The organism is Psychrobacter sp. Cmf 22.2, from assembly GCF_001921745.1.
Lineage (GTDB): Bacteria > Pseudomonadota > Gammaproteobacteria > Pseudomonadales > Moraxellaceae > Psychrobacter.
Genome location: NZ_MRYA01000002.1, coordinates 1 through 25,239, shown reverse-complemented (window position 1 = coordinate 25,239; position 25,239 = coordinate 1). Strand labels below are relative to the sequence as shown.

17 protein-coding genes and 2 tRNA genes are annotated in these 25,239 nt (G+C 40.7%); 16 read left to right on the top strand and 3 right to left on the bottom strand.

Annotated elements, in window-relative coordinates; translation table 11 throughout:
- Positions 1-33 precede the first annotated feature (33 nt).
- The gene (locus tag BTV98_RS04325) at positions 34-1,359 is read right to left on the bottom strand and encodes an ATP phosphoribosyltransferase regulatory subunit (protein WP_075103017.1); all 1,326 of its coding nucleotides are present in this window, start codon (positions 1,357-1,359) and stop codon (positions 34-36) included.
- 661 nt (positions 1,360-2,020) lie between these two features.
- On the opposite strand from BTV98_RS04325, the gene BTV98_RS04320 reads away from it, so the two are divergent.
- Positions 2,021-2,410 (top strand): DUF2237 family protein, encoded by a 390-nt coding sequence (locus BTV98_RS04320; protein WP_058368385.1) that lies wholly within the window; start codon positions 2,021-2,023, stop codon positions 2,408-2,410.
- Between the two features lie 104 nt (positions 2,411-2,514).
- The gene (gene corA / locus BTV98_RS04315; RefSeq protein ID WP_083606104.1) at positions 2,515-3,729 is read left to right on the top strand and encodes a magnesium/cobalt transporter CorA; all 1,215 of its coding nucleotides are present in this window, start codon (positions 2,515-2,517) and stop codon (positions 3,727-3,729) included.
- 119 nt (positions 3,730-3,848) lie between these two features.
- Here the strand turns inward: corA and BTV98_RS04310 are convergent, their stop codons facing one another.
- Positions 3,849-4,367: a phosphate-starvation-inducible protein PsiE gene (locus tag BTV98_RS04310; protein WP_075103016.1), complete on the bottom strand. Its 519-nt coding sequence runs from the start codon at positions 4,365-4,367 to the stop codon at positions 3,849-3,851.
- A gap of 117 nt (positions 4,368-4,484) precedes the next feature.
- Entirely contained in the window at positions 4,485-5,354 is an 870-nt protein-coding gene (gene folD / locus BTV98_RS04305; protein WP_143505666.1) for a bifunctional methylenetetrahydrofolate dehydrogenase/methenyltetrahydrofolate cyclohydrolase FolD, read from the bottom strand.
- Positions 5,355-6,384: 1,030 nt separating this feature from the next.
- Between folD and BTV98_RS04300 the strand changes: the two genes are divergently transcribed.
- The 14 genes from BTV98_RS04300 to BTV98_RS04240 all read left to right on the top strand — a co-directional run bounded on the left by BTV98_RS04300 (position 6,385) and on the right by BTV98_RS04240 (position 24,940).
- Entirely contained in the window at positions 6,385-8,058 is a 1,674-nt protein-coding gene (locus BTV98_RS04300; protein WP_075103014.1) for a sodium:solute symporter family protein, read from the top strand.
- A gap of 103 nt (positions 8,059-8,161) precedes the next feature.
- A complete protein-coding gene (locus BTV98_RS13705) occupies positions 8,162-8,296 on the top strand; it encodes a putative transporter small subunit (RefSeq protein ID WP_218612946.1) in 135 nt (44 codons plus the stop codon).
- A 211-nt stretch (positions 8,297-8,507) separates the two neighbouring features.
- Positions 8,508-8,581, top strand: a tRNA-Cys gene (locus BTV98_RS04295).
- Between the two features lie 124 nt (positions 8,582-8,705).
- A tRNA-Leu gene (locus BTV98_RS04290) sits at positions 8,706-8,792 on the top strand.
- Between the two features lie 164 nt (positions 8,793-8,956).
- On the top strand, positions 8,957-10,321 hold the full coding sequence (locus BTV98_RS04285; protein ID WP_075103013.1) for an integrase arm-type DNA-binding domain-containing protein: 1,365 nt from the start codon (positions 8,957-8,959) through the stop codon (positions 10,319-10,321).
- A gap of 265 nt (positions 10,322-10,586) precedes the next feature.
- A complete protein-coding gene (locus BTV98_RS04280; RefSeq protein ID WP_256713835.1) occupies positions 10,587-11,084 on the top strand; it encodes a hypothetical protein in 498 nt (165 codons plus the stop codon).
- 45 nt (positions 11,085-11,129) lie between these two features.
- Positions 11,130-12,650 (top strand): type I restriction-modification system subunit M, encoded by a 1,521-nt coding sequence (locus tag BTV98_RS04275; protein WP_075103011.1) that lies wholly within the window; start codon positions 11,130-11,132, stop codon positions 12,648-12,650.
- Complete coding sequence (locus tag BTV98_RS04270) at positions 12,640-13,830, top strand: restriction endonuclease subunit S (RefSeq protein ID WP_075103010.1); 1,191 nt, start codon at positions 12,640-12,642, stop codon at positions 13,828-13,830. The genes BTV98_RS04275 and BTV98_RS04270 overlap by 11 nt, the downstream gene beginning before the upstream one ends.
- A gap of 44 nt (positions 13,831-13,874) precedes the next feature.
- Complete coding sequence (locus BTV98_RS04265; RefSeq protein ID WP_256713834.1) at positions 13,875-15,737, top strand: anti-phage dCTP deaminase; 1,863 nt, start codon at positions 13,875-13,877, stop codon at positions 15,735-15,737.
- Positions 15,738-16,012: 275 nt separating this feature from the next.
- The gene (locus BTV98_RS04260; RefSeq protein ID WP_143505642.1) at positions 16,013-16,612 is read left to right on the top strand and encodes a hypothetical protein; all 600 of its coding nucleotides are present in this window, start codon (positions 16,013-16,015) and stop codon (positions 16,610-16,612) included.
- The gene (locus BTV98_RS04255) at positions 16,609-19,929 is read left to right on the top strand and encodes a type I restriction endonuclease subunit R (RefSeq protein ID WP_075103008.1); all 3,321 of its coding nucleotides are present in this window, start codon (positions 16,609-16,611) and stop codon (positions 19,927-19,929) included. The genes BTV98_RS04260 and BTV98_RS04255 overlap by 4 nt, the downstream gene beginning before the upstream one ends.
- 2 nt (positions 19,930-19,931) lie before the next feature.
- Positions 19,932-20,762 carry a M48 family metallopeptidase gene (locus BTV98_RS04250; RefSeq protein WP_083606100.1) on the top strand — a complete coding sequence of 277 codons (831 nt, stop codon included), beginning with the start codon at positions 19,932-19,934 and terminating at the stop codon, positions 20,760-20,762.
- A gap of 111 nt (positions 20,763-20,873) precedes the next feature.
- Entirely contained in the window at positions 20,874-23,633 is a 2,760-nt protein-coding gene (locus tag BTV98_RS04245; RefSeq protein ID WP_178379353.1) for an AAA family ATPase, read from the top strand.
- A complete protein-coding gene (locus BTV98_RS04240) occupies positions 23,633-24,940 on the top strand; it encodes an McrC family protein (protein WP_075103007.1) in 1,308 nt (435 codons plus the stop codon). Before BTV98_RS04245 ends, BTV98_RS04240 begins: the two co-directional genes overlap by 1 nt.
- Positions 24,941-25,239: the final 299 nt, after the last annotated feature.

Sequence of the window (25,239 nt, the reverse complement as noted above, 5' to 3'; positions counted from 1 at the left end):
CATCTTTTGATACGATTTTTTGACAAAACAGCTTTATTTAACAGCGGTTAATTGCCACTGGTTGTCAACGATGCTTAATCGATGCGTGACGTCTTGAGGACAGTCATGCATATCTAGTGGTACAGTGACTCGGTAACCTTGCTGGCGTAAGCTATCTACTTGCTGGCGTAGCGTCTGTTTTTGTTCGCTATCCATATTGTTGATTGCATCATAATCAACCACCACTACCATCGGAGCAGCCAATCCGACATGTGCCAATAAGCGGCTGACGTCCATACTAAAGCCCGTGGCTTCACGTAGCTGGTTATCTGTTAAGTGACCACCACTTTGCATCCCATCGAAACGTCCGCCACGTACCAACGGCTGGGTCTCACTATTGATATAACCATTAAACACAATACCGGTGTGATAGTGATAGCCTGACAGCTCCGTGACATCAATACTGACATCACAATTCCATTGCTCCTGCAGATGCGTTTTTAAGCGCTGTAACTCATCGACTGCCGTAACAATTTCGGTATCTTGTTGAGCGGTATCTGATAGCTTAGACAATAGCTGCGTCATATCATGACCAAAGCGTGCTAGAGCATAAAAATCACTACCCATAGGTAATGTTTGGCAGACGCGCTTTAATTCTGGTAGGTTTTTATTGGCATATAAATGCATCAATTGCTTGGTATCACTGTCTGATAACTCAACCAATAAAGCCAACCGTTTAAATATCGCCACATGACCCAAATCAATATGCAAAGCTGCACTCATATTTAGGTCATTGACCATCGTAAATAAGACATCTATCAATTCAAAATCTGCACTAAGCGATGCACAACCAAATATCTCAGCACCTAACTGCAATGGCGTACGCGATCCAAACAGTCCTGAGGGTAAGGTGTGAATGACATCACCTGCATAGCAATAACGCGCAACACCTGTCCCGCCATGATGGGCATCGATACGCAAAATCTGCGGCGTAATATCCGCACGCACACCCATCAAACGACCTGTAAGCTGATCGATGATTTTAAAGGTTTGACGTTTAAGATCTTCTGATGCATCACTTAATAATGACTCTGTAAACTCAATCATCGGCGGGTTAACCAGCTGATAGCCGTGAGTGATCAGCTGCTGAGTTAGCTGATGTCGCAGCACTTCTTGCTTTTGCGCATCTTCAAACAATACATCAACCACACCATCAGGTAGCAGCCAGCTATTGGCAACTTCTGCGGTAAAATTACTGAGATGAAAATTGCTTAAATGTGGCAGATGATTGGGTACGCTACTATCATCAGCATGCTGAGAGGTGGGATTGATTTCAGAACGTGATTGGACGGGTACAGCTGAATAAGAACTGACAGACACAATAAATCCTTGTTTGGCGTATTGCTTACCAAAAAACGCGGCATAGTAAGGTTTTGTTTATGATTACATCAACGATGGCTACTGTATGTTTTTGACACATTTTTAGCACGCAACACCATTGACCCAATTATTTATAAACAAACTAGGTAACCGCAAAAGGGTGAGTAATAAGTATAAGTTAGGATGATAAGACGAGTATCTTTATGCGCTAATTATAGTAAATGATCAGCGCACTTTATGTTTTAGTTTAGCATAGCAACTAGGGTTCGCCTAGTCACAATTCATATCAATACGTTCTATCTAGTCATAAATACTTTATTGCATTATGGCGATTTATTCTTAGCCAAAACGATCGTTTATGATCGCTTTCATCCTCTATTAAATCATGATGAATGATTTGGTTCACATCTTTTTAATAGACCCATGTTACACTAGCCTATGTTTTAGGCTATTAGTAGACAGGCTATAATTATCTCGAGATAAAGTCGATACATTAGTAGCCACGCACAGCTGGTATAATTTTTTGCTTGCTAAAACTGCAGATATTACAGCAAATTTATTCCAGTTCGTTTACCTACAAAAACCACGACTAACAATATACAAACTACGGTAAAAATTTATCAACTCCCATTCTATACAATCACTTAATTTCGGAGACCTTATGTCATCTGACTACCACCCTAACCCTGCTATTAATCAGACCAATGTATTAGGTACTGCTCTTGCCAGCTGCTGCTTTGATCCTATTACTGGCTACTATCGTAATGGTTTTTGTCATACTGGCAATCATGATGTCGGCCAGCATACCGTTTGTGCCAAGATGACCAGTGAATTTCTTAACTTTTCATCGAGTCGCGGTAATGATTTGATTACGCCTTTACCAGAATATAATTTTCCAGGTCTAAAACCTGGTGACTATTGGTGTATCTGTGCGCTACGCTGGGTTGAAGCATTAGATTTCGATATTGCACCAAAATTGAAACTAGAAGGTTGCCATGAGAGTTTATTGACGCTGGTCGATATTGAAACTTTAAAACGCTATGCGATATAACATCGACATGGTTTATCGTTGGGCTTTTCTAGGCTGAATTCATTTGGACCATTTTGAACAGAAAGTAGCCATTTAGATTTTATAAAAACAACAAGGGAGGGTGTATGGACCGCAATGACGATCTATCAATCAAGACAAATACCCGCATTACACCTGACTCTAATATTAGTCGCATCTATTCTGATATCAGCGACAGTCATCCCTATCTAAATAGTTATGACAGCTATATCTACGGAGATGTGGATGCCACGGCCGAAGATACCATCGAGACGATGACGGTGTATGATCCTGACTCTGAGCGTTATGAAGACATCGATTTGTCTAGCGATGACGAAGTGGTCAACTGCTATGCTTATTCGCACAAGACAGGCGAGCAACTGAGCCAAGTGGCGCTCAATGACGTCAGTCGCGCCCTTAGCAACAATGGTCAATTTATCTGGCTTGGACTGTATGATCCCAGTTTAGAGACCATGATTAAAGTCCAAAATGCCTTTGACTTACATGAGCTTGCGATCGAAGATGCATTTGCCGATCATCAGCGCGCCAAAGTAGAAAACTATGATAATGACATGGTATTTGTGGTGCTACGTACAGCCAAATTAGAAGACAATATTATTCGCTATGGTACTACTGCCATATTTATGGGTAAAAACTATCTGATTACGATTCGTAATGGACCCTCCAACTCCTATGCACCCGTACGTGAGCACTGCAACCGTCGCCCTGAAAAGCTACGCATGGGACCCATATTTGTACTACATGCTATTCTCGATTTTATTGTCGATAACTATATGCCAGTCACTGATCGCCTAGGTAGCTATTTACGTGAGCAAGAGCGCTATGTCTTTAGTTATGAGTTTAATAAAAGCACGTTAAAAAACCTATATGAGCTCAAGTCGCAACTGGTACATATGCGCGCGATTATCTTGCCCGTACAAGACATCTGTAGCTTCTTCATTAATCATCAAAAAAGCGATTTAGTACCCGCCTTCCCTAACGCTGCTAAGCCTTACTTTCGAGATATTAATGACCATCTGCTGCGCTCACTAGATGCAGTTAATGGCCTCAATGAGATGCTAAGCTTAGCTATGGATACCTATATGGCTATGGTCAATATGGGTCAAAACGAGGTGGTGCGAAAGCTTGCTGCTTGGGCCGGTATACTGGCAGTACCGACTGCCGTCGCTGGGCTCTATGGCATGAACTTCGACTTTATGCCTGAGCTGCATTGGGAATACTCTTATTTTGTTATTCTATTTTTGATTGCGACGACTTGTAGCTACTTATACTATAAGTTTAAAAAGGTAAAATGGCTGTAAAGCCATACAAATCTTAGACGAGCTAATTTCATATCAAGGACGGAGTTCTGTATTGCACAGAACTCCGTCCTTTCTTATGGTCTAACTGTTCTTATGGTCTAACTGTGGCAATTACTTCTCTATTCACGGCGATGCTTCGTGTTGCTCTTAGGTGCCTGAGCGTTGTCAGGTAGTAACGCTTTTGTAGTAGAATTAACGTGAGCACTATCTAAATTATCCTCTGGTCGACCATAGGTTCGGGCTGTCCATGTGAGTACAACTATCGAGGCACTTAGTAAGATTATCACTACAGAAATCGTTGCGAGTAGCCACAAGTGAAAGTAGTCAGATACCGCTTGAACATCTACTACTAGATGTCGTGACAGTGCTGTTATGGCAATAAAGATTAAAAACTGTACAGGTAAGCGATGGGTCTTAAAATAAATGCCAATCATAGCAAGCAGCTCTAGATAAATAAATAACATCAAAATATCTTTTAGCGCCGCTGAACCTTTTTGAATAATAACAATAAACTCTTTACCTGCTGTCCAGATCACCACCAAACTGATCAAAAATAAAATAATATAGTGGCAAATATCGACGAACTCTCTGCCAATATGCTGTAAACGCTCATGAAGATCTACATTTTTTTTAGACATGTGGGAACCTATCAACTTTTTGTTTGGTTGATTTGGTCTGATAATCTATAGCATCAGACGCCTTATCTATGAGCAATGAATATTCGAATCTATCATTTATTTAATAGTTGTACCAGTCTACAAACCTGCAGCCTTTTCTGCAGCTTCAACGGTTTGGCGAATCAAGGTATTGATCGTCATTGGCCCGACACCGCCTGGTACTGGCGTATAGGCACTAGCAATATCAGCCACGCCCGTCATCTCGATATCACCAACGCCGCCATTATCGGTTGGATGGAAACCTGCATCGACGACCACCGCCCCTTTTTTGATCCATTCTGCTTTGATCAGCTCAGGTACACCTACGGCTCCAACGACAATATCAGCACGCTTAATATGCGCAGCCAAATCCTGTGTTTTTGAATGGCACATGGTTACTGTACAGTTAGCATTTAATAGCATCATCGCCATTGGTTTACCCAAGATGGCACTACGCCCCACAACCACTGCCTCCAAACCTGCAAGCTCGATATTATAATAATCCAATAAATGCATGATGCCTTGCGGCGTACATGAACCATAAGCAGATTGCTGCATCGCCATACGACCAAACCCAAGACAAGTGACCCCATCGACGTCTTTTGCCAAATCAATCTGCTCAAAGCATGCACGCTCATCAACATGATCAGGAACGGGATGCTGTAGCAATATACCATGGACATCTGGATTGTTATTAAGTTCATCTATCTTGGCTTTGAGCTGCTCTGTGGTCGTCGTACTTGGCATCTCAACCCGAATTGAATCCATACCGACGCGCTTACAGGCATTACCTTTCATACGCACATAAGTGGCAGAGGCAGGATCATCACCAACCAATATCGTTGCCAAACTTGGCGTACGACCAGTCTTCTCTTTGAGAGTATCAACGCGTGTACGCAACTCTTGCTCTATTTGCTTAGCAAGTGCTTTGCCGTCTAATAATGTGGCAGATTGATTATCTGACGTCATCGTCGTCTTAGTTGACGAGGCATTTGACATGGTAACTCCAATAAATAAAGCAATAAATAAGAGGGAAACAGTGTCGGCCATTATTTTGCTCAGTAAACATAGGTGAGCAGTGGCTTACTATGAGCGTATATATCCCGCATTTTGCACATCATCAGGACAATTGAGGTAGCAATTATGCTGATAAACCTCTTAAAAAGCAGACACTGTACTAAGCAAGGTATTGTACCTATTTTGCGACCAAAATCCCAGTCATCAATCAGTATTGCTTCTCAGATGTTGTAAATTCTCTGATAACTCTTATAAGAAATATTAACGTAGATAAAATTATCACTTACGACCAAAACTTAGCAGTCACTAGTCATTGAATCATAAGATTGCCTATAAACTTGAGATTTGACGCTTATTAGTGTTACTCTTATGGCACGTAAATGTTACTTATATTTAACATGGATGTCGTTTTATTTGTAAGTTTTATTTGTAAGTTTTATTTGTGAATAGTATAGAGCGTCTGTTTTAGACTTATACAGCGTCAGTCGCTATTCACACGTTTTTCACATGCTATTGGCTAGTTTTATATTTAGCCAACTTGCTTATAGCGGTTAAATGGCTCTCACATCATTAATATGTTCAAAGTTTAAATGTTACTAAGAAAATATTTTGCATAAAAAATGAGTGCCAACTTTAGCTGTCTATGTCTGATACGAAGTATTAGTTATTATTTCGTGTTCGTTAGTACTTTATTAACAAGTACTTATCCGTAACATCTACTATGACATGCGACTGTATGAGCGTGATGGTAACTCCATTATTAGACGCCAGTCATTATGGGGGCTACTGTTTACTGTGCCCCATATTGTTTGACGTTTGGTTCTTGGTATATAGCTTCTTCATCGCATGTTTTGCTGACTGACTGTTAACGAAACAACAGATTTGTGTGGCAATAGCAGTATCAGTCTGATTACTCAATTCATAATTAGTTGGGACTATAAAGCGTAGTACCAACTTTTTTTATCTAAAACAATCGCGAGGTATGAATTTGAAAACTGAGTCATTGTTCCAATTTTCATCGTTGACTATTATTTTATTGTTGTTAGCGTTTTATGGTGGCACCTATTTATTATCATTGTTAATTAAAAAGGACAAAGAGACGACGTCAGGCTTTATGGTCGCAGGTCATGGTGTCGGCTTTGGTATGGGTGCAGCCAGTATGACTGCCACCTGGATTTGGGCAGCATCATTTTATGCCGCAGCCACTTCTGGCTATAAATATGGCGTATCAGGGCCGATACATTATGGCTTTTGGGGCGCGCTGATGATTTTATTCATCTACCCTTTTGGTATGCGCTTTCGTGAGCTTGCGCCCGATGGTCATACGTTAGGTGAGCTTATTCACGCCCGCCATGGCTCATCAAGCCAATTAATTTTAGCCATATCTAACCTTATGGGCAGCTTAATTAGCTTGATGGTCAATTTCACTGCGGCTGGGGCGTTGGTGTCCGTATTATCACCGTTATCGTTCCAAACAGGTGTGATGATCGCGGGTGTCGGGGTACTGAGCTATACTCTAACTTCAGGGTTTCGTGCCTCTGTCTTTACTGACTTTGCCCAATTAGTTGCGCTTATGGCCATTGGTATCGTTATTATACCAGCAGTATTGTTTGCAATGGGTGGACCCGAAGTTATGGTAAGCGGTCTATCCAAGTTGACGCTTGAGCAGCAGAACTTCTTTTCGTCTGAAGCCTTTTTCCAACAAGGTGCGCCTTATTTTGTTGCCGTATTGGCTTATGCTATCGGTAATCAAACCATTACGCAGCGCTTATTTGCGATTGATAAAACCAAGATTAAAGCCACATTCGTTACTGCCACAGTTGGCTATGCAGGCATCGTCATCGGTCTTGGTATGATTGGTTTGATGGCCTTGACCATTGGTATCGAACCTCTTGATGGCAATATGAACAACTTGATCCCGCAAATGGTCAGTACTTATTTGCACCCTGTATTTATCGCCCTATTCTTTATCTTGGTCATTGGCTCGTTATCATCAACTGCTGATTCGGATTTGTCGGCATTATCGACCATTATGATGGCAGATGTATACGGTAAAAACATCGCTAGAGGTAAAGTCAAACCTAAGACCATGATGCTAGTTGGTCGTAGTACGATGATCATTGCTACCGCTCTCGGTCTAATCTTTGCTAGCTTCAAGCTAGATATTTTAGTGATGCTGGTTTTCGTAGGTGCCTTATGGGGTGCTATTGTCTTCCCTGTAATCGCTAGTGTGTTTTGGAGTCGCGTGACCAATACTGCTTTTACCTCCGCTGTCATTATCGGTTTGCTGTTTTTCTGCATTGCTCGCTTTGAGCTTTTGCCGATCACTGGTTACACAGCTTTATTTTTTGAAGTATTGGCAAGTGTTGGCGCCGCAGTCGTGATTGGACTAATGGTATTTGGCTTCTTAGGCCGTAAAATCGGTATGTTAGCGGCAGCCATTACGCTGGTATTGATGCTCATCTTCGCTACTGGCTTCTTACGTCAATATATGGTCTTACTCGCCTCACTAACGGCTTATGGTGCTAGTACCATCGTCTGTGTAGTCGTCAGCTTGATGGGTAATGAACGTTTTGATTTTGATCTGATCAAAGAGCGTGTTGGTAATTATGATAAAAAAGCTAAAGTAACAAAAGCATCAAATGCGAAAGTATAGATCATCTTAGGTAATGATGGTTGGGCAACGATGGTCGGTAGATAGATAGCTGACCGTTGATTGCTTTTAAATACCATATTTATAAATACTATAAGGAGATATCATGGACAACGTCTTTATTTATGGCTTATATATTTTAATTTGGCCTGCGATTACGCTTGGTGTACTGGTTTTGATTTGTACTGCAACTTATCGTGACGTCAAAAAAGCCAAACGCAATAACAAAGACATCTTATAGACAGATTATTAGACAAATTTAGCTGCAAAGCTCATAAAAAGTTTTGCAGCATTCATGTCTTATTATCAAATGAGCACTTATTGATAAGGTAATAACCGCTCAAATATCTGTAAATAATGATTAAATTGGCTTGCGCTAGTAAATAACCTGTTTTTAGCTAAAAAATGACTTGTAATTTAAATTATTTTTGCTAATATAGTCCACCTTGATTGGCTGGATGGCAGAGTGGTCATGCAGCGGACTGCAACTCCGTTAACGCCGGTTCGATTCCGACTCCAGCCTCCAATTATTTATTAACTTTACGTTAATTTAGGCTTGCATTATTAGCACAACAGCTTATAATAGCGACCACTTATCTAGTAACTAGATGGTCTATCAGCTAGCTTACATTTTAGATAAAACAAGTTTTGCCCGGGTGGTGAAATTGGTAGACACAAGGGATTTAAAATCCCTCGATCGAAAGATCGTGCCGGTTCAAGTCCGGCTCCGGGTACCATTACATAGTCCTATACTATCTTATAGAACAGCTAAAGCCCCTGATATCAGGGGCTTTGTTGTATCTGGCGTCTTATACTGTCCTATGAATCTATCCTAATCCATGCACTTTGAGTATACTGTCAAGTATACCGAGTTTTGAGTCTACTCATGGAGATCTAGGCTATGGAAAGAAAAGCGATCAGTTCAGACCGAAGTATCAGCAGCCATAAGCCTGAAGATAAGAAGTACTTCGTTGCTGTCAAAAACCACCCCAAACTATTCTTAATGGTACGTCCTACTGAGACTAAGTCATGGATGTATCGCTACTACCCGCCTTCAAATCCTAAGCAAAGTATTATTTCCATCGGTATATATCCAAGTATCTCGTATGCTCGTGCCTGTGAAGTTTGGCGTGAATATGAAGACCTATTAAGCAAAGGTATTGACCCTAAAGTTCATCGTGAAGAAATAAAGAAAAGTGTTATTAGTAAAACTAAAAACTCTTTTGATCACTTTGCTTGGGAGTATTTTGACAGTCTAGATAAGACTCAGAAGAATAACACCCTTATTCGTAAGAAAGGTCGGTTGGAGCTGATTTGCTCCTATATTGGCAATGAGCCAATCAGCGAGATTAGCTCTCCTAGAATGCTTGAAGTTTTTTTGGACATCCAAGCTAAGACTTTGAATAAAGATGGCAAGCCTACGGATAAGGCTGAACGCTGCGCTGGCATTGCCAGCGATGTATTTGTCTATGCTGGTGCTCGCGGGTTTTGTAGTAGTAATCCTGCGGCATTAATCAAAAGCCAATTGGCTAAATCGAGCTACGGTCATCGTCCTGCTATTACCAAGCCCAAAGAGCTTGCTAAGCTACTGCGGGATATTGAAAGAATAGAAGGTGATCCAAACACCATTAATTCCCTTAGGCTATTAGCGCTTCTCTTTGTTCGTAACGGTGATCTAAGGCGCATGCGCTGGACTGATTTAGATCTAAAGGCTGGCAGGTGGCAGTTAAAGCCATTGAAAGGTCAAGGCAAGGTAAATATGGTCAAGGACATGGTGGTTCCCCTATCTCGTCAAGCTGTTAACATATTAGGTGAGCAGCATAAAATCAACGGTCATACTGAATACGTATTTTTTAGCCAGACGGCAAAAAAGCATCAGATCATATCTGACGCTACTGCTAATAAGCGTTTAAAGGATTTGGGCTATAAAGACATACATTGCGCTCATGGCTTTAGAGCAACAGCAAAGACCATACTGCAAGAGCAGCTCAAGTATCCACTTGTGCTTGTAGAGATGGCATTGGGTCATACGACTAAAGATCCTAATGGAGCCGCATATGGTCGATTTGAGTATATTGATGATCGTGCGGAGATGATGCAGAAATGGGCGGACTATTTAGATGCTTTGCGTGAAGGTAGAGATACGGCAGAGTTTAGGGCGGATGGGCAAACAAAAACTGATCCTTCCGTTCAGCTTCAGGCATTGATTGATCAGCTAGGAGAGGATAAGGTGCTTGCAATGCTTAGTGGTAAAGTCTCAGACTAAGATTTAAAAACTTATTGAGCAATATACTATCTACTAAAAAGGCTAAATGACTGATTTAGATACATAGGTTAATTTAAAGAATGTTTCTGATAGTATCTATTACAATAATAATTGGGATTATCCTCTTATGTTAGACCAATCCTTTATGGAAGCTTACCATTGAACCAATGATCAGTTTGGTAATGCTTTGCTCAACATTAATAAAATATCGTCTCAAACTGCCTCTTTTTTGTAGCCATTTGCGCCAGCTAGTGGACTATTTATAATGGTTTGGAGTTCATTAGGTAAAATGAAAAAAATTCTATTAGCTATGCTGTTTGCAACTGTTTCTAATGTGGGCCATGCTGAATCAGAGCTAGATGATTTATTAAAATATGCTGGTATTGTAGACGCAGACTATGTTTATACAGATACTAAGTTAGCGGCGGAGTTTTTTCGCTTATCAACCAATCAGTACGCTCAATCTTTGCCAATGAACATAAATAGCTATATACAAATTGAAAGCGCTATGATGACCCCGCACTTTGGTAATTTTGAGGCCATTTACACAGTACCGTTTGATGCCACTGAGAGAAAAGCAGTTATACAAGAATTATCCTCAATGGAAGCACTTCAAATAGCTTGTATTGATTACTACATACCTAACGACTTTATGTTGGCGAACAATTACACATTGGTTTATTCCTACTCTGATCAAGATTACCGACCACTTGCTAAAGTTACCATGAACATAGACAGCTGCTATGAAGCATTAAACCAATAATTTAATAAAGAATAATCAAAAACTCAATTAAGGAAAGACACTTACATGGCTGCAACCAATACCACCCCTATCAGTCAATCTGAGATTAACAAAGCCGTTTGGGATGCCTGCGATACCTTTCGTGGTGTGATCAGCGCCGATACTTATAAAGACTTTATTTTGACCATGCTGTTTTTGAAGTATCTGTCGGACGTGTACCGTGATGAATACAACAGCCTGCTGGATGAGTATGGCGATGCCGATTTGGTCAAAGAGCTGATGAGCAACCAGCGCTTTGTGTTGCCCGATGGTGCCAGCTTTTGGGATCTATACGAGCAGCGTCATCAGCCGGGCAATGGTCAGCGTATCGATGAGGCGCTACATGCGATAGAGGAAGCCAACGGTAATAAGCTGAAAAACGTGTTTCAAGACATCAGCTTTAACACCGACCGCTTGGGTAATGAGAAGAAGAAAAACGAGCTACTGCGGCATTTGCTTGAAGACTACGGCAAAGAGGTGATGAACCTCAGCCCGTCGCGTGTCGGTAGCCTTGATGTGATTGGTAATGCCTATGAGTATCTGATCAAGCACTTCGCGGCCGATGCGGGCGCTAGTGCGGGCGAGTTCTACACCCCGCCTGAGGTGTCTACCCTGCTCGCGACTATCCTAAATCCTGTCGCTGGTGATGCGATATGTGACCCAGCCTGTGGTTCAGGTTCTTTGCTCATCAAATGCGGGGCAATGGCACGTAAAAACTCTGGTAGCAGAAATTATGAGCTGTTTGGACAAGAAGCGATTGGCTCGACATGGGCACTGGCAAAGATGAATATGTTTTTGCACGGGGAAGACAACCACCGCATTGAATGGGGCGATACCCTGCGCCATCCGTTGTTACTCGATGACAAAGGCAATCTATTACGCTTCGATGTGGTCACAGCCAACCCGCCCTTCTCGCTTAGTAAATGGGGTCATGAAGATGCAACGGATGATCCGCATGGTCGCTATCATCGTGGTGTACCGCCTAAGACCAAAGGGGATTATGCGTTTATCACCCACATGATTGAGACATTGAAGAATGACACGGGTCGCATGGGTGTGGTAGTACCACATGGTGTGCTATTCCGTGGCTCATCTGAGGGTAAAATCCGTCAGCAACTCATCGAAGAAAACCTGCTTGATACGGTGATTGGCTTACCTGAAAAGCTTTTCTTTGGTACGGGGATTCCAGCGGCGATATTACTATTTAAAAAGAATAAGTCTGACGACAAAGTACTGTTTATCGATGCCAGCAATGAGTTTAAATCCGGTAAAAACCAAAACCAGCTTACTGATGCCAATATTGCTAAAGTCATTGAAACCTATAAGGCGCGAGAAAGCGTCGATAAATATGCTTATCTAGCGAGCTTTGATGAGATAAAAGAGAATGACTTTAACCTCAACATTCCACGCTATGTCGATACCTTTGAGGAAGAAGCGGAGATTGATCTGGTCGCGGTGCGTGCTGAGCGTCTTGAGTTAAAAGCTGAATTGGAGAGTTTAGAGACTGAGATGGCAGAGTTTTTAAAGGAGTTGGGTTATGGTGCCTAATGGATGGGATTACTCAACTTTAGAATCTTTATGTGAGAAAGATGCCCCTATTACATATGGAGTTTTGAAACCTGGTGATTATGTTGCTGATGGTGTTCCATTACTTCAAATTAAAGACTTATTGTTAAATCTAAGCGACCTCGAAAGTGTTCATCGTATTTCGAAAGAATTAGATGAACAATACAGACGCTCTAAAATCAAGACCAACGATATTTTAATATCATTGGTAGGAACAATTGGTCGTATTGCTATTGTTCCAAAGCAACTGGACAACGCTAATATTCATAGAAACTTAGGGCGTATACGTGCTAAAAACTATGAATTTCTTTACCACTATCTGCAATCAGATATTGCTAAAAACAGATTTGGCATCTCATCTTCAGGAAGTTCTCAATCAGCACTTAATTTAACTGTTTTAAGAGCTTTAAAAGTACCAGTACCACCCCTACCCGAACAGCAAAAAATCGCCAACATCCTATCGACTTGGGATAAAGCGATTAGCACGACCGAGCGTTTAATTGAGAATAGTACCCAGCAGAAAAAAGCCTTGATGCAGCAGTTACTAACGGGTAAAAAGCGGTTGCTTGATGAGTCGAGGAAAAGGTTTGAGAGTGAGTGGAAACAAGTTATATTTGGAGAAGTTGCTAAATTGTCATCTAAAAAATATAACCCATTAAAGGCTAATCAGTGTCTGCCTTGTATTGAGCTAGAGCATTTAGATCAAGCTTCAGGACGAATAATTGGAAGTGCAAATGCTAGCGAATTAGCAAGTATAAAAAACCACTTTGAAGTTGGAAGTGTGTTGTTTGGCAAGCTACGTCCATATCTAAGAAAGTATGCTAGACCAGATTTTGAAGGAGTTTGTTCGACTGAGATATGGGTGTTTAAGACTACCTCTAAATTACTTGATGAGTATTTATTCCATTTTGTACAAACCGATAAGTTTGTATCTGAGGCAAATAAATCATCAGGATCAAAAATGCCTAGAGCAGATTGGGGCGTTATATCTGAACTAGTAATAAAAATTCCAAATCTTAAAGAACAACAAAAAATCGCCACTGTGTTAACCACCGCCGATAAAGAAATTGAGTTGCTTGAGCAGCAATTGGCTGATTTGCAGCAAGAGAAGAAGGCGCTGATGCAGGTGTTGTTGACGGGTAAGGTTCGGGTGGTGGTTTAATATAAACAAAGGTTTGCTTATTTTATTAATATAGATAATACTTTATGGAAAGTTTTTTTGATCAAAAGGATTTAGCTATGAGCGATAGAGTAACTAGCACGATCAAAGTCATCAATAAAGATGAATCTTGGGGCTATATTAGAAAGATAGATGAAAACCACGCTAGAGACTATGCTTTATATCCGAGTAGCTTAAGTAAGTCTAGTAACTTGGTTTATGAAGAACTAGATGAAGACACACCAGTATCGTTTAAACTTCAAGAAACAAATGGGTTTTTTAAAGCTTATGATGTAATAGTAATAAATGATGAAACTCAATCAAATACAATCACACAGACAGTTGAGCAGCCTATATCCTCGCAAAGTTTTACTGCTTCTCTAGACTCTCCTACTTCAACCTCAAAAAATATCAATAGTTCTTTGACTGATTATTTAACTGGGAAAATAAGTATAGATGATAGTGATTTAGTTATTGGTGTTGTAAGTGCCGTTGGTACTGACTCAAGCCTTGTTACTGAACCATTAGTCCATCGACTTTTAAAATTTGGTTATACGGCAGAAAAGATTAAGCTTTCTTCATTAATTAATTTAGAAAACCACATAGATTTTGAAAATGAAGAAGAGCGTATCAATAGCTATATCAAAGCAGGTGATGAGCTAAGAAAGAACAGTAATAATGCAATTTTAGCTGCTGGTGCAGTAACTCTGATAGAGAAAGCGCGTGACAAAAATAAGAAGATGGCCTTTATTATAGATTCATTAAAACATCCTGAAGAAGTAGAGTTTCTACGCAAAGTTTATAGTGATGGTTTTTATCTTTTAGGTATCTATGCTGATGAAGAACGAAGACTTGAGTACCTCAAAGATAGGAGAGGTTGTGTCGTAGAAGGTAGTGCTCAACGCCTGATTGACATAGATGAAAGCGAAGGATTTAGACATGGTCAAAGAACTCGCGACACCTATCATTTGTCAGATTTTTATGTTTATTTGGGTAGTAATCAAGATCTAATTAATAATACGTTACAACGTTTTCTAGACCTTATTTTCTCAAGTCCCTACTTAACGCCAACCTTTGATGAATACGCCATGTTTATGGCCTTTAATAGTTCTGTAAGGTCAGGCGACTTATCTCGTCAAGTTGGTGCGGTCGTAGCGAAAAACAAACAGATTATAGCGACTGGTGCTAACGATGTACCAAAAGCTGGTGGTGGACTTTATTGGTCAGAAATAGTTTCTAAAACTGGTAAAGTGGATGATGCGCCTGAAGGAAAGGATTATACTCGCGGGATTGACTCGAATAAAAAAACACAGTTAGATATGGTTCAAGATATAATCAACAAAATTGAAGTTAAATTTGAACAGCTCCAATCAATTAATGACTATGAAAAAGAATTAAAAAAGATCCTTATAGAAAGTACGATAGGTGACTTAACAGAGTTTGGTAGAGTGGTTCATGCAGAAATGGAAGCAATTTTATCTTGTAGTAGAGAAGGTATCTCCACTAAAAGTGCTAGTCTATACTGTACGACTTTCCCCTGTCACAACTGTGCCAAGCATATTATAGCCAGTGGCGTTGAGCGCGTTGTTTATGTTGAACCTTACCCTAAAAGTAAGGCTCTTGAATTTTACAATGATTCAATTACTCTTAAATCAATAGATAATGAGCACGATTATAACAAAGTTAACTTCGAGCCTTTTATTGGGGTTGGTCCTAGACGTTTCTTAGATCTATTTTCAATGAGCCTTGGGGTAGGAGATAAACTAAAAAGAAAAGATCGTGAAACTGGAAAAACTCTCGACTGGAGTCATGAAAAATCAAGTATCAGAACACCTTTAGTAGATGGGTCATACGACAAACTTGAACAAGCAGCTATAGATATTTGGAATAACCGCAGCCACACAAACTAAAAAATTCTATACACCTATACCACTGTTGAAAGATTTTCGCAGTTATGAATCAAATGGTTACTTTTAATTGAATAATTTTGATTTACGAGTTTTTTAGGGACTTACAATAATAGGTTCTGCTACTTGTTCTTTGTTTAACGTAACCGTCACGCTTAGTGCCTTTAGGCAACGCGCAACCTTGGCGGTTTTTCTTTATTTAGGGGTAGTGTCAAATGATTATAGTTACGTTTCCATCGTCAGTACTAAATTGCTTAAAAAATGAGATGCAGATTGAGATGGATCATTTCTTTAAGAAGTACGATAGTTTTAATGACAGATTTAAGGCAACAGCAAATGGATTGCTTATTAATATGCTAATCGCTTCAAAAACATCTTCTTCATTTAGCAAAGATGTGACTTTTTATGAAGATGGAACTCATAAACAAAATGAATTTATAAACGCAATGTTTAGCTGCTTTGAACAGTTGAATATCTCGAAAAAGCTAGACGCATATAAAGATATCTATGAACATGAAAAGCGTGGCAAAAGTGGTTGGTTTCCTATAGTAATAATATCTTCACCTGTAGATGATTATTCTGAACAACCAGCTGAGATAACTGTATATAGAGGATGTTCTTTAAAATCATTTGAAGATAATAGCTATAGGAATAGGCAGTCTTGGACTACTGACTTCGATACAGCAAAAGAATTTGCTTTTAACCGTTATGGATTTAATAAAAAAGATCGAGTTGTTATCACAACTACTGTAAGTAATTCTGATATTTTTTGGATAAGAGCTGGGGAAAGAGAAGTTGTTTTGAATCCAAGATTCACACCCTTATCGGATGTAATCAAATTAGATTATGAACAATGTAATCGAGACGGGCAGATATGACCAATCCCCGCATCAACTTCAGAGAAGAATTCAGCTCAAAGATTCCTGCCCTTACCCTACTAATGAATTTGGGCTATCGCTATCTTTCACCTGAGCAGTGTTTAAAGCTGCGTAGTCCTAAAGGCGCAAGAGCCCCAGCGTACTCGGCAACCAATAGCAGCAACCAAGTCATGCTATTGCCTGTATTACGTGAGTACCTAACCCGTCAAACCTTCCCCTTTGAAGGTCAACAGCACCACCTGTCAGATAGCGCCATCGATAAGATCATTAGCGAGCTAAACCCTGCGATGAACCTAGGGCTAACGCGAGCTAACGAGATGCTGTATGATGCCCTACTCTATGGCGTCAACGTCACCGAATTTATCGATGGTAAAAAGGCCTCACCAACTATTCAACTCATCGATTGGCAGCATATTGGAAACAATGACTATCACGTGACCGAAGAGATGGTCGTACAAAACGCTGATGCGACGGGTAATGTCATACCTGATATTGTCTGCTTTGTGAATGGGCTACCACTGGTGGTCATAGAAGCCAAGCGCCCCGACTCAAACAATCCGCATCAATCGACCAATGCGCAAGCCATCTCGCAGCACATCCGCAATCAAGGTCAAAAGTACATTCCGCATCTGTTTGCTTATAGTCAGCTGCTGCTTGCTGTGAATGGTCATGAGGGTTTATACGCTACCTGTGGCACCCCTGAAAAGTTTTGGTCGAAGTGGATTGAAGAAGAAATCAGCGAGCCTGAGTTTTATCGGCTAAAAAACCAGCGCTTAGATGACGCTCAAATCGACCATCTATTTGCTCAGCGTAGCGCTTATGATAAGCATGAATATCAGTCGCTGCTTGCTGCTGGCGAGTTAGCCGTGACCGATCAAGACAGGCTAATCATAAGCTTACTGCGCCCAGATCGACTGCTGGACATGACCCGTTACTACACGCTGTTTGATAGTAAAGCAGGTAAAATCGTAGCGCGTTATCAGCAAGTCTTTGGTATTAAAGCCCTAGTTAAGCGAATCAGTAATTTTGACGAGCAAGGAAGCCGTGAGGGTGGCGTAATTTGGCATACCACAGGTAGTGGCAAATCGTACACTATGGTGTTCTTATCCAAGGCACTTATTTGGCTTGAGGAGTTGGCTAAATGCCGTGTGTTTGTGGTCACTGACCGTGTGGATTTAGAGAACCAAATCGCACGTACCTTTATATCAGCAGGTGCCCTAAGCGATATAGATCGTCGCCTAGCCAAAGCGCTATCAGGGCGAGACTTAGCGAAAAAGATTGGCAAGACCAACGAGCGTATTATATTTTCTATCATTAATAAATTTGGCGCGGCGGCGCAATACGATGACTTTTATAACCCAAGTAGCAACATCATCGTCTTAGTCGATGAAGGGCATCGTAGCCAAAACGGTGAAAACAACATCCGTATGCAGCAAGCACTGCCGAATGCGGCTTTTATCGCTTTCACTGGTACACCACTATTAAAAGATGATAAGACCGAAAACAAATTTGGTACCATCATTCACTCCTACACCATGCAGCAAGCCGTAGCCGATAAAACCGTCACGCCCCTACTCTACGAAGAACGCATCCCTGAGCTCAATACCAATGATGTCGCTATCGATAAATGGTTTGACCGCATTACCCAAAAGCTGACGAGCGATCAAAAAGCGGATCTCAAACGTAAGTTCTCTAAAAAAGGACAGGTCTATCAAGTTGAAGGCCGTATTGAGCTGATCGCTCATGATATCTCCGATCATTTTCAGAACTTCAAACAACAAGGCCTAAAAGGTCAGCTGGCTTGTGACTCAAAAGTGTCTGCCATTCGCTATAAGCAAGCCTTAGATACCATTGGTAAGGTCAGCTCAGTAGTGGCTATGTCACCTCCTGATACTCGTGAAGGGCATGAAGTCGTCGATGCCGAGAGTAAAGACATCGTACAAAACTGGTGGCAGGATAACGTCGCTCCCAAATACGGTATGGACGATACCCAATATACTAAGGACATTATCGATGCCTTTAGTCAAGACGATGGCCCCGACATTATGATCGTGGTGGATAAGCTGTTGACGGGCTTTGATGAGCCCAAAAACACCGTTCTGTATATCGACAAGCCTTTAAAGAGTCATAACCTGATTCAAGCCATTGCTCGCGTTAACCGTTTGCATAGTAAAAAGCAGTTTGGTTACTTGATTGATTATCGAGGTATCTTAAAAGAGCTAGATATCACTATTGAAAAATACCAAGATCTTGCTGAGCGCACCCAAGGTGGCTTTGACATTGAAGACTTGGCTGGTATGTACCATGCCATGGACTCTGAGTACAAAAAACTGCCGATGCTTCACAAAAAGGTTTGGGGCATTTTCTCTGATGTCGCAAACAAGCAACATGGTCCATCACTTCGCCAATCTCTATCGCCTAAAATAGAAGAAAGAGAGGGTGTATTCATCGATACGCGCCTTAAAAAGCGTGATGACTTTTATGCCGCTTTAACTGAGTTTGCTAACGTCATGAAAGTCGCACTACAGTCTGCTTCATACTTTGAAGACAGCTTCTTTGACGGTAAGCGAGATCGTTATAAAAAGGACTTAAAGGCCTTCGTTGAGCTGCGTAAGCAAGTGCGTGAAGATGCCAATGAGACTATTAACTTTGATGAGTTTGAAGACGATATTCGCACCCTACTCAACAAACATATCGCAGGCATAGAAGTCAGAGAACCTAAAGGTGCTTACCTAGTCGGCAATATGGGCAAAGACATTAAGCCTGAAGCGCTGAGTGATGATGAAGCACGTAACCAAACCGATAAGATCACCAGCCGTGTCACTAAGATGATTGAGCAAGATTTGGCTGATGATCCCTATGCGCAAGAGCATTTCTCCAAGCTTCTCAAAAAAGCCATTGAAGATGCTAAGGCCATGTTCGATGCACCAGTCAAGCAGTACATGATGTTTGCTGACTTCGAGCAAGACGTCAAAGCTCGCAAAGTGCCTGAGGTTCCTAATGAGTTTATCGATGAGTCAGGCAAACATAATAAGCATGCACAAGCCTACTTTGGGTTATTCAAACACTTATTTGCTGCAAGCTTCCTAGAAGAAAACGACTTAGACAATGAATCACTTGTCAGCTGTGCCTATGATATCGATGAAGTCGTTAATAAAGCGGTGGCTGAGAACTCACTGAATCCGTCACAAATGGAAAAAGATATCAGGGTTGGACTGCTAAAGCTATTGTTCAAAGCCATCGGTACCGATAATGCTAAAAAGCTATCTGATAAAGTAATAGATATCACTCGCCATGGTATCTCTAGAGGCAACTAATCATGGCAAGTCGCTTAGAGCACACTACAGCAAACAATGACAAGCAGCCTATCGAAGATAGCAGGCTTACCAAAGCTGATGGTCTGCTGCACCATTTGCACTATGGACAAGACAAAATAAGCTATGAGGTGATACGGAAAGACAAATCTCGTAAGCTACGTATTAAGGTGCATCCTGATCAGCGGGTGGTGGTCACTGTACCGATGCAAGTGACAGATGATTTTATACATAACTCGGTAAAAAAACGTGCTCGCTGGATATGGCAGCACTTACAAGACTTTGTCAAGCAAAAAAGTGACGTGCTACCCAGACGCTATGTCAGTGGCGAAACCCAGTTCTATTTGGGTCGCAGATACGTACTCAAAGTGATTGTCGACCCTGAGCAAGTCGCTGGTGTGAAGCTCATTCGTGGCAAGCTCACGGTTACCTTAACTCATGATGACAGTAATGCCAGTGACGGAAGCGATCGAGCCACTAAAGTTAAGTCACTGTTAGATAGCTGGTATCACATCAAGGCCAAAACGATATTCGCAGAGCGCCTTGCTGCCGTATTGCCTCAAGCTATTTGGGTAAATAGCTCCCCTACCTTTAAAATACTATCGATGAAAAAACAATGGGGCAGCTGCTCCACTCAAGGCAACTTAGTCCTCAATCCGCATTTGGTTAAATCCCCCAAAGAATGTATCGACTACGTGATCTTGCATGAGCTGTGTCATATTGCTGAATACAATCACAGTGACCGATTCTGGCGACTGCTCACTCAGGTCATGCCTCATTGGAGAGAAGTTAAGACGCAGCTCGATAGCATGGCTGAGTTTTATTTGAATGAGTAATAGTTATCAAGAGAAAGCTTCAATGTTTAAAGAGCTCAATCTTGTGTGCTACATCCTTAATAAACAACACCAACTTTCACTATAAACTATTAAATGCTAACGGAATTATCAATGGAAACAATAACAGTCACAGAAGGCGACTACGAATCCCCAGCCTTTGTTACCAAAGATGAATGGAAACAAATCCTTTCTAGTAAAGACATAATGAAGCGTAGCTATATAGATGCCTTAATAGCTTTTTATTTAGAACCTGGTCATAAGTCTACCTGCAAAGCTCTTGGTGACAAGTACAATCTACATCACAATACTTTCAATGGCGCTATCACTCAGTTCGGCAAGCAGGCCCAAAAAGAGTTAAATAGATTCCAAATCGTCAGTAATGACGGTAGTCAAATCTATTGGAGAATTGTCATGACAGGCAGATATGACTCTAGCAATTTATTTGAGTGGACAATGCGAGATGAGCTGGTAGAGGCGATAGAAGACTTAGACTTTGTGAGTGCCAATTATAAGAGTATAGGAATAGTGTCAAATCAAAACCAGCAGAAACAGTTCACATGGATACCCGCCTTTGCGGCTCTTGCAAAATGGTTGCTAGAATATAAAGATCGGCAAGAAGACCTGGTTGATATATTAGATGATATTGGAGTTGAGAATGGCCTTAACGATCGAATTAAAAAGGGTGAGCCAGAAAAGGTAAAAGTAATGGACCCTTTTACTTTTGTATCATTACTAATGAAATATCAAAACCTGCAGAATAGAATTAATATTTTTAATAGGTTGATTGCAAAAATAGAGCTAAATGTACAAGCGATTAAAGATCTTGATGGCGTTCCTACAGCACAGGCGCAGAGTGCCTGGTTGTTCCCATATGGATTTGAACGTGATCCAGATACTATACCTTTATTGTGGGAGCTTTTTGAACAAGTTCTAAAATCTGAAATAACATCCGAGACATTTAACTCTGCGCTAAAAATTAAACATACAGGTTTTACTAAACTCACCCAGAATATATTTTACTTTAATCCATCGCGCTACCTCCCAATAGATAAACAAACTCGAGATTGGCTAGCAGAAAATAATATTGATAATCCAAAAGAGAGTTGGGAAGATTATATAAAAACGTTAGAAAGAGTAGCTAAGAATAGTAGTAAGCCCTTCTATCAAATTTCATATGAAGCATGGTTATCAAATCAAAAAGGTAATGATAGTCCTAAAATAGTGTCGTCTAAAGCTAGCGAGTACACAATAAAGGATGAACCTATATCACAGCCGTTGAACCGTATTTTATACGGCCCTCCTGGCACAGGTAAAACCTATAGAACTACAAAGCTTGCTGTAGAGTGTGTTGATCCTGCTTGGTATGCGTCATGGCATTCTTTTGACCTCCCAGATGATGAAAAGCGTATCCTGCTGAAGCAAAAGTATGATGAGCTAACTAGTAAAGGGCGCATTGCATTCACAACCTTTCATCAAAGCTTTGCCTATGAAGACTTTATTGAGGGCATTAGACCTACCGTCAATAAAGGACCTGACAACCAATCAATGATCAGCTATGACGTTATACCAGGTATTTTTAAGAGTATATGCAGTTTAGCCGATACCAATGCGAAAGAAAGAACTGGATCAACGCAGTCAGTTAATATTGATGGTAAGAAAATTTGGAAGTTGTCCCTTGGTAATACACTAGAAGATGAGGGTGAAGATATTTTCAATGAGTGTATTGAGAATAACTATATCCTTCTAGGCTGGGGCGAAGATATCAACTTTACGGGTTGCGAGAATAGAAAGCAGGTCGTTTCAAAGTTTGAGTCTACCCGTAACATCTCTCTTTCGGATGACCCTTACAATTATCTAGCAACTGCCGTTAATAGCTTTAAGAACGTGATTAAAGCTGGCGACCTAGTGATCATCTCTGATGGCAACCATAAATTTCGCGCAATAGCAGAGGTCACTGGAAACTATGAATTTCTAGACTTGCCTGATCGTATTGGCTATCAACAGTCAAGAAAGGTTAAATGGCTACGAGTGTATGAAACAAGCCTTCCTAAAGAAAAGCTGTTTGAAAAATCCCTGTCGCAAATGACTTTGTACAACCTTAAAGACAGTACGATTAACCGAGACAAACTTAAAGAGCTACTTACTGTACATTCAACTGAAAGCTCAGTTAATAAACCTCATTTAATCATAATCGACGAGATAAACAGAGGTAATATTTCGCGTATATTTGGTGAGCTGATTACATTATTAGAACCTGATAAACGTAAAGATGGGAGCGATGCACGCGAAATTACGTTGCCCTACTCTAAGGAGAAGTTCTCAGTACCCTCAAACCTATACGTACTTGGTACGATGAACACTGCGGATAAATCGTTGGCGCAAATTGACTTCGCACTCCGCCGTAGGTTTGAATTCATTGAGTTGCTACCAGAACCTTCGCACTTGAAGGAAGTTAAAGTTCATAATGTTCCAGTTTCTGAAATACTTGAAGTGATAAATCAACGTATCGAAGTATTATTAGATCGAGAGCACACTATAGGTCATGCTTACTTCTGGTCACTTATGGAACTACAATCAGATGAGGAAAGAGAAGAGGAGCTCGCCAATATATTTGAGAACCGTATTATCCCTCTACTACAAGAGTACTTCTTTTCAGATTGGGAACGTATTGGCTGGGTACTTAACGACCCTGCAAAAGATAGCAATGATAGATTCATTCAAGTTGATAACTTAACACCCGATGTTAAATCGCTGTTTCATGATAGTGTGACCGACCAAATTATGGACAGACGTTATCGTATCAATAATGAGGCTTTTAATCGTGCCAAAGCCTATGCAGGAATTGTCTCTGCTGATCTACAGGCTGAGTAATGCTAAAACATATTCAGGTCAGAGAGTACGCTAGGCTCACTACTGACACATCGGTTAGTCCTACTCCAGATTTAGCGGTCATAAAGCCCGATACTTTTAAGTGGCTGGTGAGCTTAAGCGAGCAGCCAAATTCTGGTAGATTTATTAGCTTTGAAAAACCTGACTGCCTGAGGCTGCATTCTTATGTAGGGTATCTACAGAGTCCTGCTGGTGAAGGTATAGAAGTCTTACCTAAGATAGGTAATTCAGAGTATGACCCACAGAATTGCAGAGCTGTATTGTGTAAGATGCTGTGCTCAGCGCTGAACCTTCCCTACAAGGAAGCTCATGCAGCTCAGCTCACCCGCATGAACTTGCCTATACATGAATGGATTTATAATCAATTCTTAACTCAACTAAACGGATTGGTTGCTTCAGGCTTAAGGTTTGACTATCTAAGAGTGGAAGAAGAAAGTAGGTTTATACGTGGTCAGTTAAACGTGACTGCTCAGCAGCGTCAACCTGCTGAGCGTGCCCACCTTTTTCATATAAGACATGATATCTATCATCCTAATCGTTTAGAAAATCGCCTTATAAAATCTGCACTAGATTACATCCAAGATAACTGTCGTAGTCCTGAAAACTGGCGTCTAGCAAATGAGCTATCACATATTTTAAGCCCAGTTAAAAGCCTTGCTAATCCTATGAGGCTAATGGCTAAATGGTCGAACAGCAAAACCCTGCATAACTATCAAACTATAAAACCTTGGTGTGAGCTCATTTTGGAAAAAATGAACCCTCACTTCCAAAAAGGCTCACACAGAGGTATCTCTCTACTGTTTCCAATGGAACGTTTATTCGAAGAACACGTTGCCGCTTGTCTTAAAAAACTGGTTACGTCTCCATGGCAGCTTAAAACTCAAGCCTCTAGTAAGTATATGATTGAAGCTAGAGACAAGCTGTCTGATACAGATAAAAACCGCTTCTATTTAAAACCCGATTTACTGATTGATCATCGTGGTGAGCACCGCTACGTAATGGACACAAAATGGAAGTTAATTAATAGCTCTAATAGCGAAAAAAACTTTGATCTGAGCCAAAGTGATATTTATCAAATGTTTGCCTACGGGCATAAGTATCTATCTGGTAATGGTGAGTTGATGCTGATTTATCCTAGGCATAAGGGTTTTGCCCTGCCCCTACCTTACTTTAAGCTAGACAACGATTTGCGACTTTGGGTTGTTCCATTTTGCATAGAGTCTGACAGGTTAGCTAATGGAGAATGGGTAGAACATTTTGCAATAACAACATCGCTTCAATCCCTTTAAAGATAAGAAGTACGTGCCAGAATCTTCATTCAGTGGCTTAATTACTATACAACCGTCCTAACCTCTTATTTCATTGCTCAGCAGCTAAAAGGTATTATTGAAGATATTGCGGTATATGCCAAGTTGCCTGATAAAGTCAAAACTGAACCGCCCCGACTATATCGGAGGTTAATTTACTTGAGTCAGGCAGCTTCACTTAACAGATTTTAATCGAATATACTATATAGTCACCTGACCACAAAAATGTTATAAAATAAATCAACTAAACGATTACCACAATAAATAACCATGACTTACTC

Bases quoted from the DNA above. Each gene is read 5' to 3' on its own strand.
- BTV98_RS04320 (WP_058368385.1), top strand. From the start codon at position 2,021: ATGTCATCTGACTACCACCCTAACCCTGCTATTAATCAGACCAATGTA.
- BTV98_RS04245 (WP_178379353.1), top strand. From the start codon at position 20,874: ATGGAAACAATAACAGTCACAGAAGGCGACTACGAATCCCCAGCCTTT.
- BTV98_RS04250 (WP_083606100.1), top strand. From the start codon at position 19,932: ATGGCAAGTCGCTTAGAGCACACTACAGCAAACAATGACAAGCAGCCT.
- BTV98_RS04285 (WP_075103013.1), top strand. From the start codon at position 8,957: ATGGAAAGAAAAGCGATCAGTTCAGACCGAAGTATCAGCAGCCATAAG.
- BTV98_RS04275 (WP_075103011.1), top strand. From the start codon at position 11,130: ATGGCTGCAACCAATACCACCCCTATCAGTCAATCTGAGATTAACAAA.
- BTV98_RS04255 (WP_075103008.1), top strand. From the start codon at position 16,609: ATGACCAATCCCCGCATCAACTTCAGAGAAGAATTCAGCTCAAAGATT.
- folD (WP_143505666.1), bottom strand. From the start codon at position 5,354: ATGACGTCAGATAATCAATCTGCCACATTATTAGACGGCAAAGCACTT.
- corA (WP_083606104.1), top strand. From the start codon at position 2,515: ATGGACCGCAATGACGATCTATCAATCAAGACAAATACCCGCATTACA.
- BTV98_RS04300 (WP_075103014.1), top strand. From the start codon at position 6,385: ATGAATTTGAAAACTGAGTCATTGTTCCAATTTTCATCGTTGACTATT.
- BTV98_RS04240 (WP_075103007.1), top strand. From the start codon at position 23,633: ATGCTAAAACATATTCAGGTCAGAGAGTACGCTAGGCTCACTACTGAC.
- BTV98_RS04280 (WP_256713835.1), top strand. From the start codon at position 10,587: ATGGTTTGGAGTTCATTAGGTAAAATGAAAAAAATTCTATTAGCTATG.
- BTV98_RS04270 (WP_075103010.1), top strand. From the start codon at position 12,640: ATGGTGCCTAATGGATGGGATTACTCAACTTTAGAATCTTTATGTGAG.
- BTV98_RS04260 (WP_143505642.1), top strand. From the start codon at position 16,013: ATGGATCATTTCTTTAAGAAGTACGATAGTTTTAATGACAGATTTAAG.
- BTV98_RS04265 (WP_256713834.1), top strand. From the start codon at position 13,875: ATGGAAAGTTTTTTTGATCAAAAGGATTTAGCTATGAGCGATAGAGTA.
- BTV98_RS13705 (WP_218612946.1), top strand. From the start codon at position 8,162: ATGGACAACGTCTTTATTTATGGCTTATATATTTTAATTTGGCCTGCG.
- BTV98_RS04310 (WP_075103016.1), bottom strand. From the start codon at position 4,367: ATGTCTAAAAAAAATGTAGATCTTCATGAGCGTTTACAGCATATTGGC.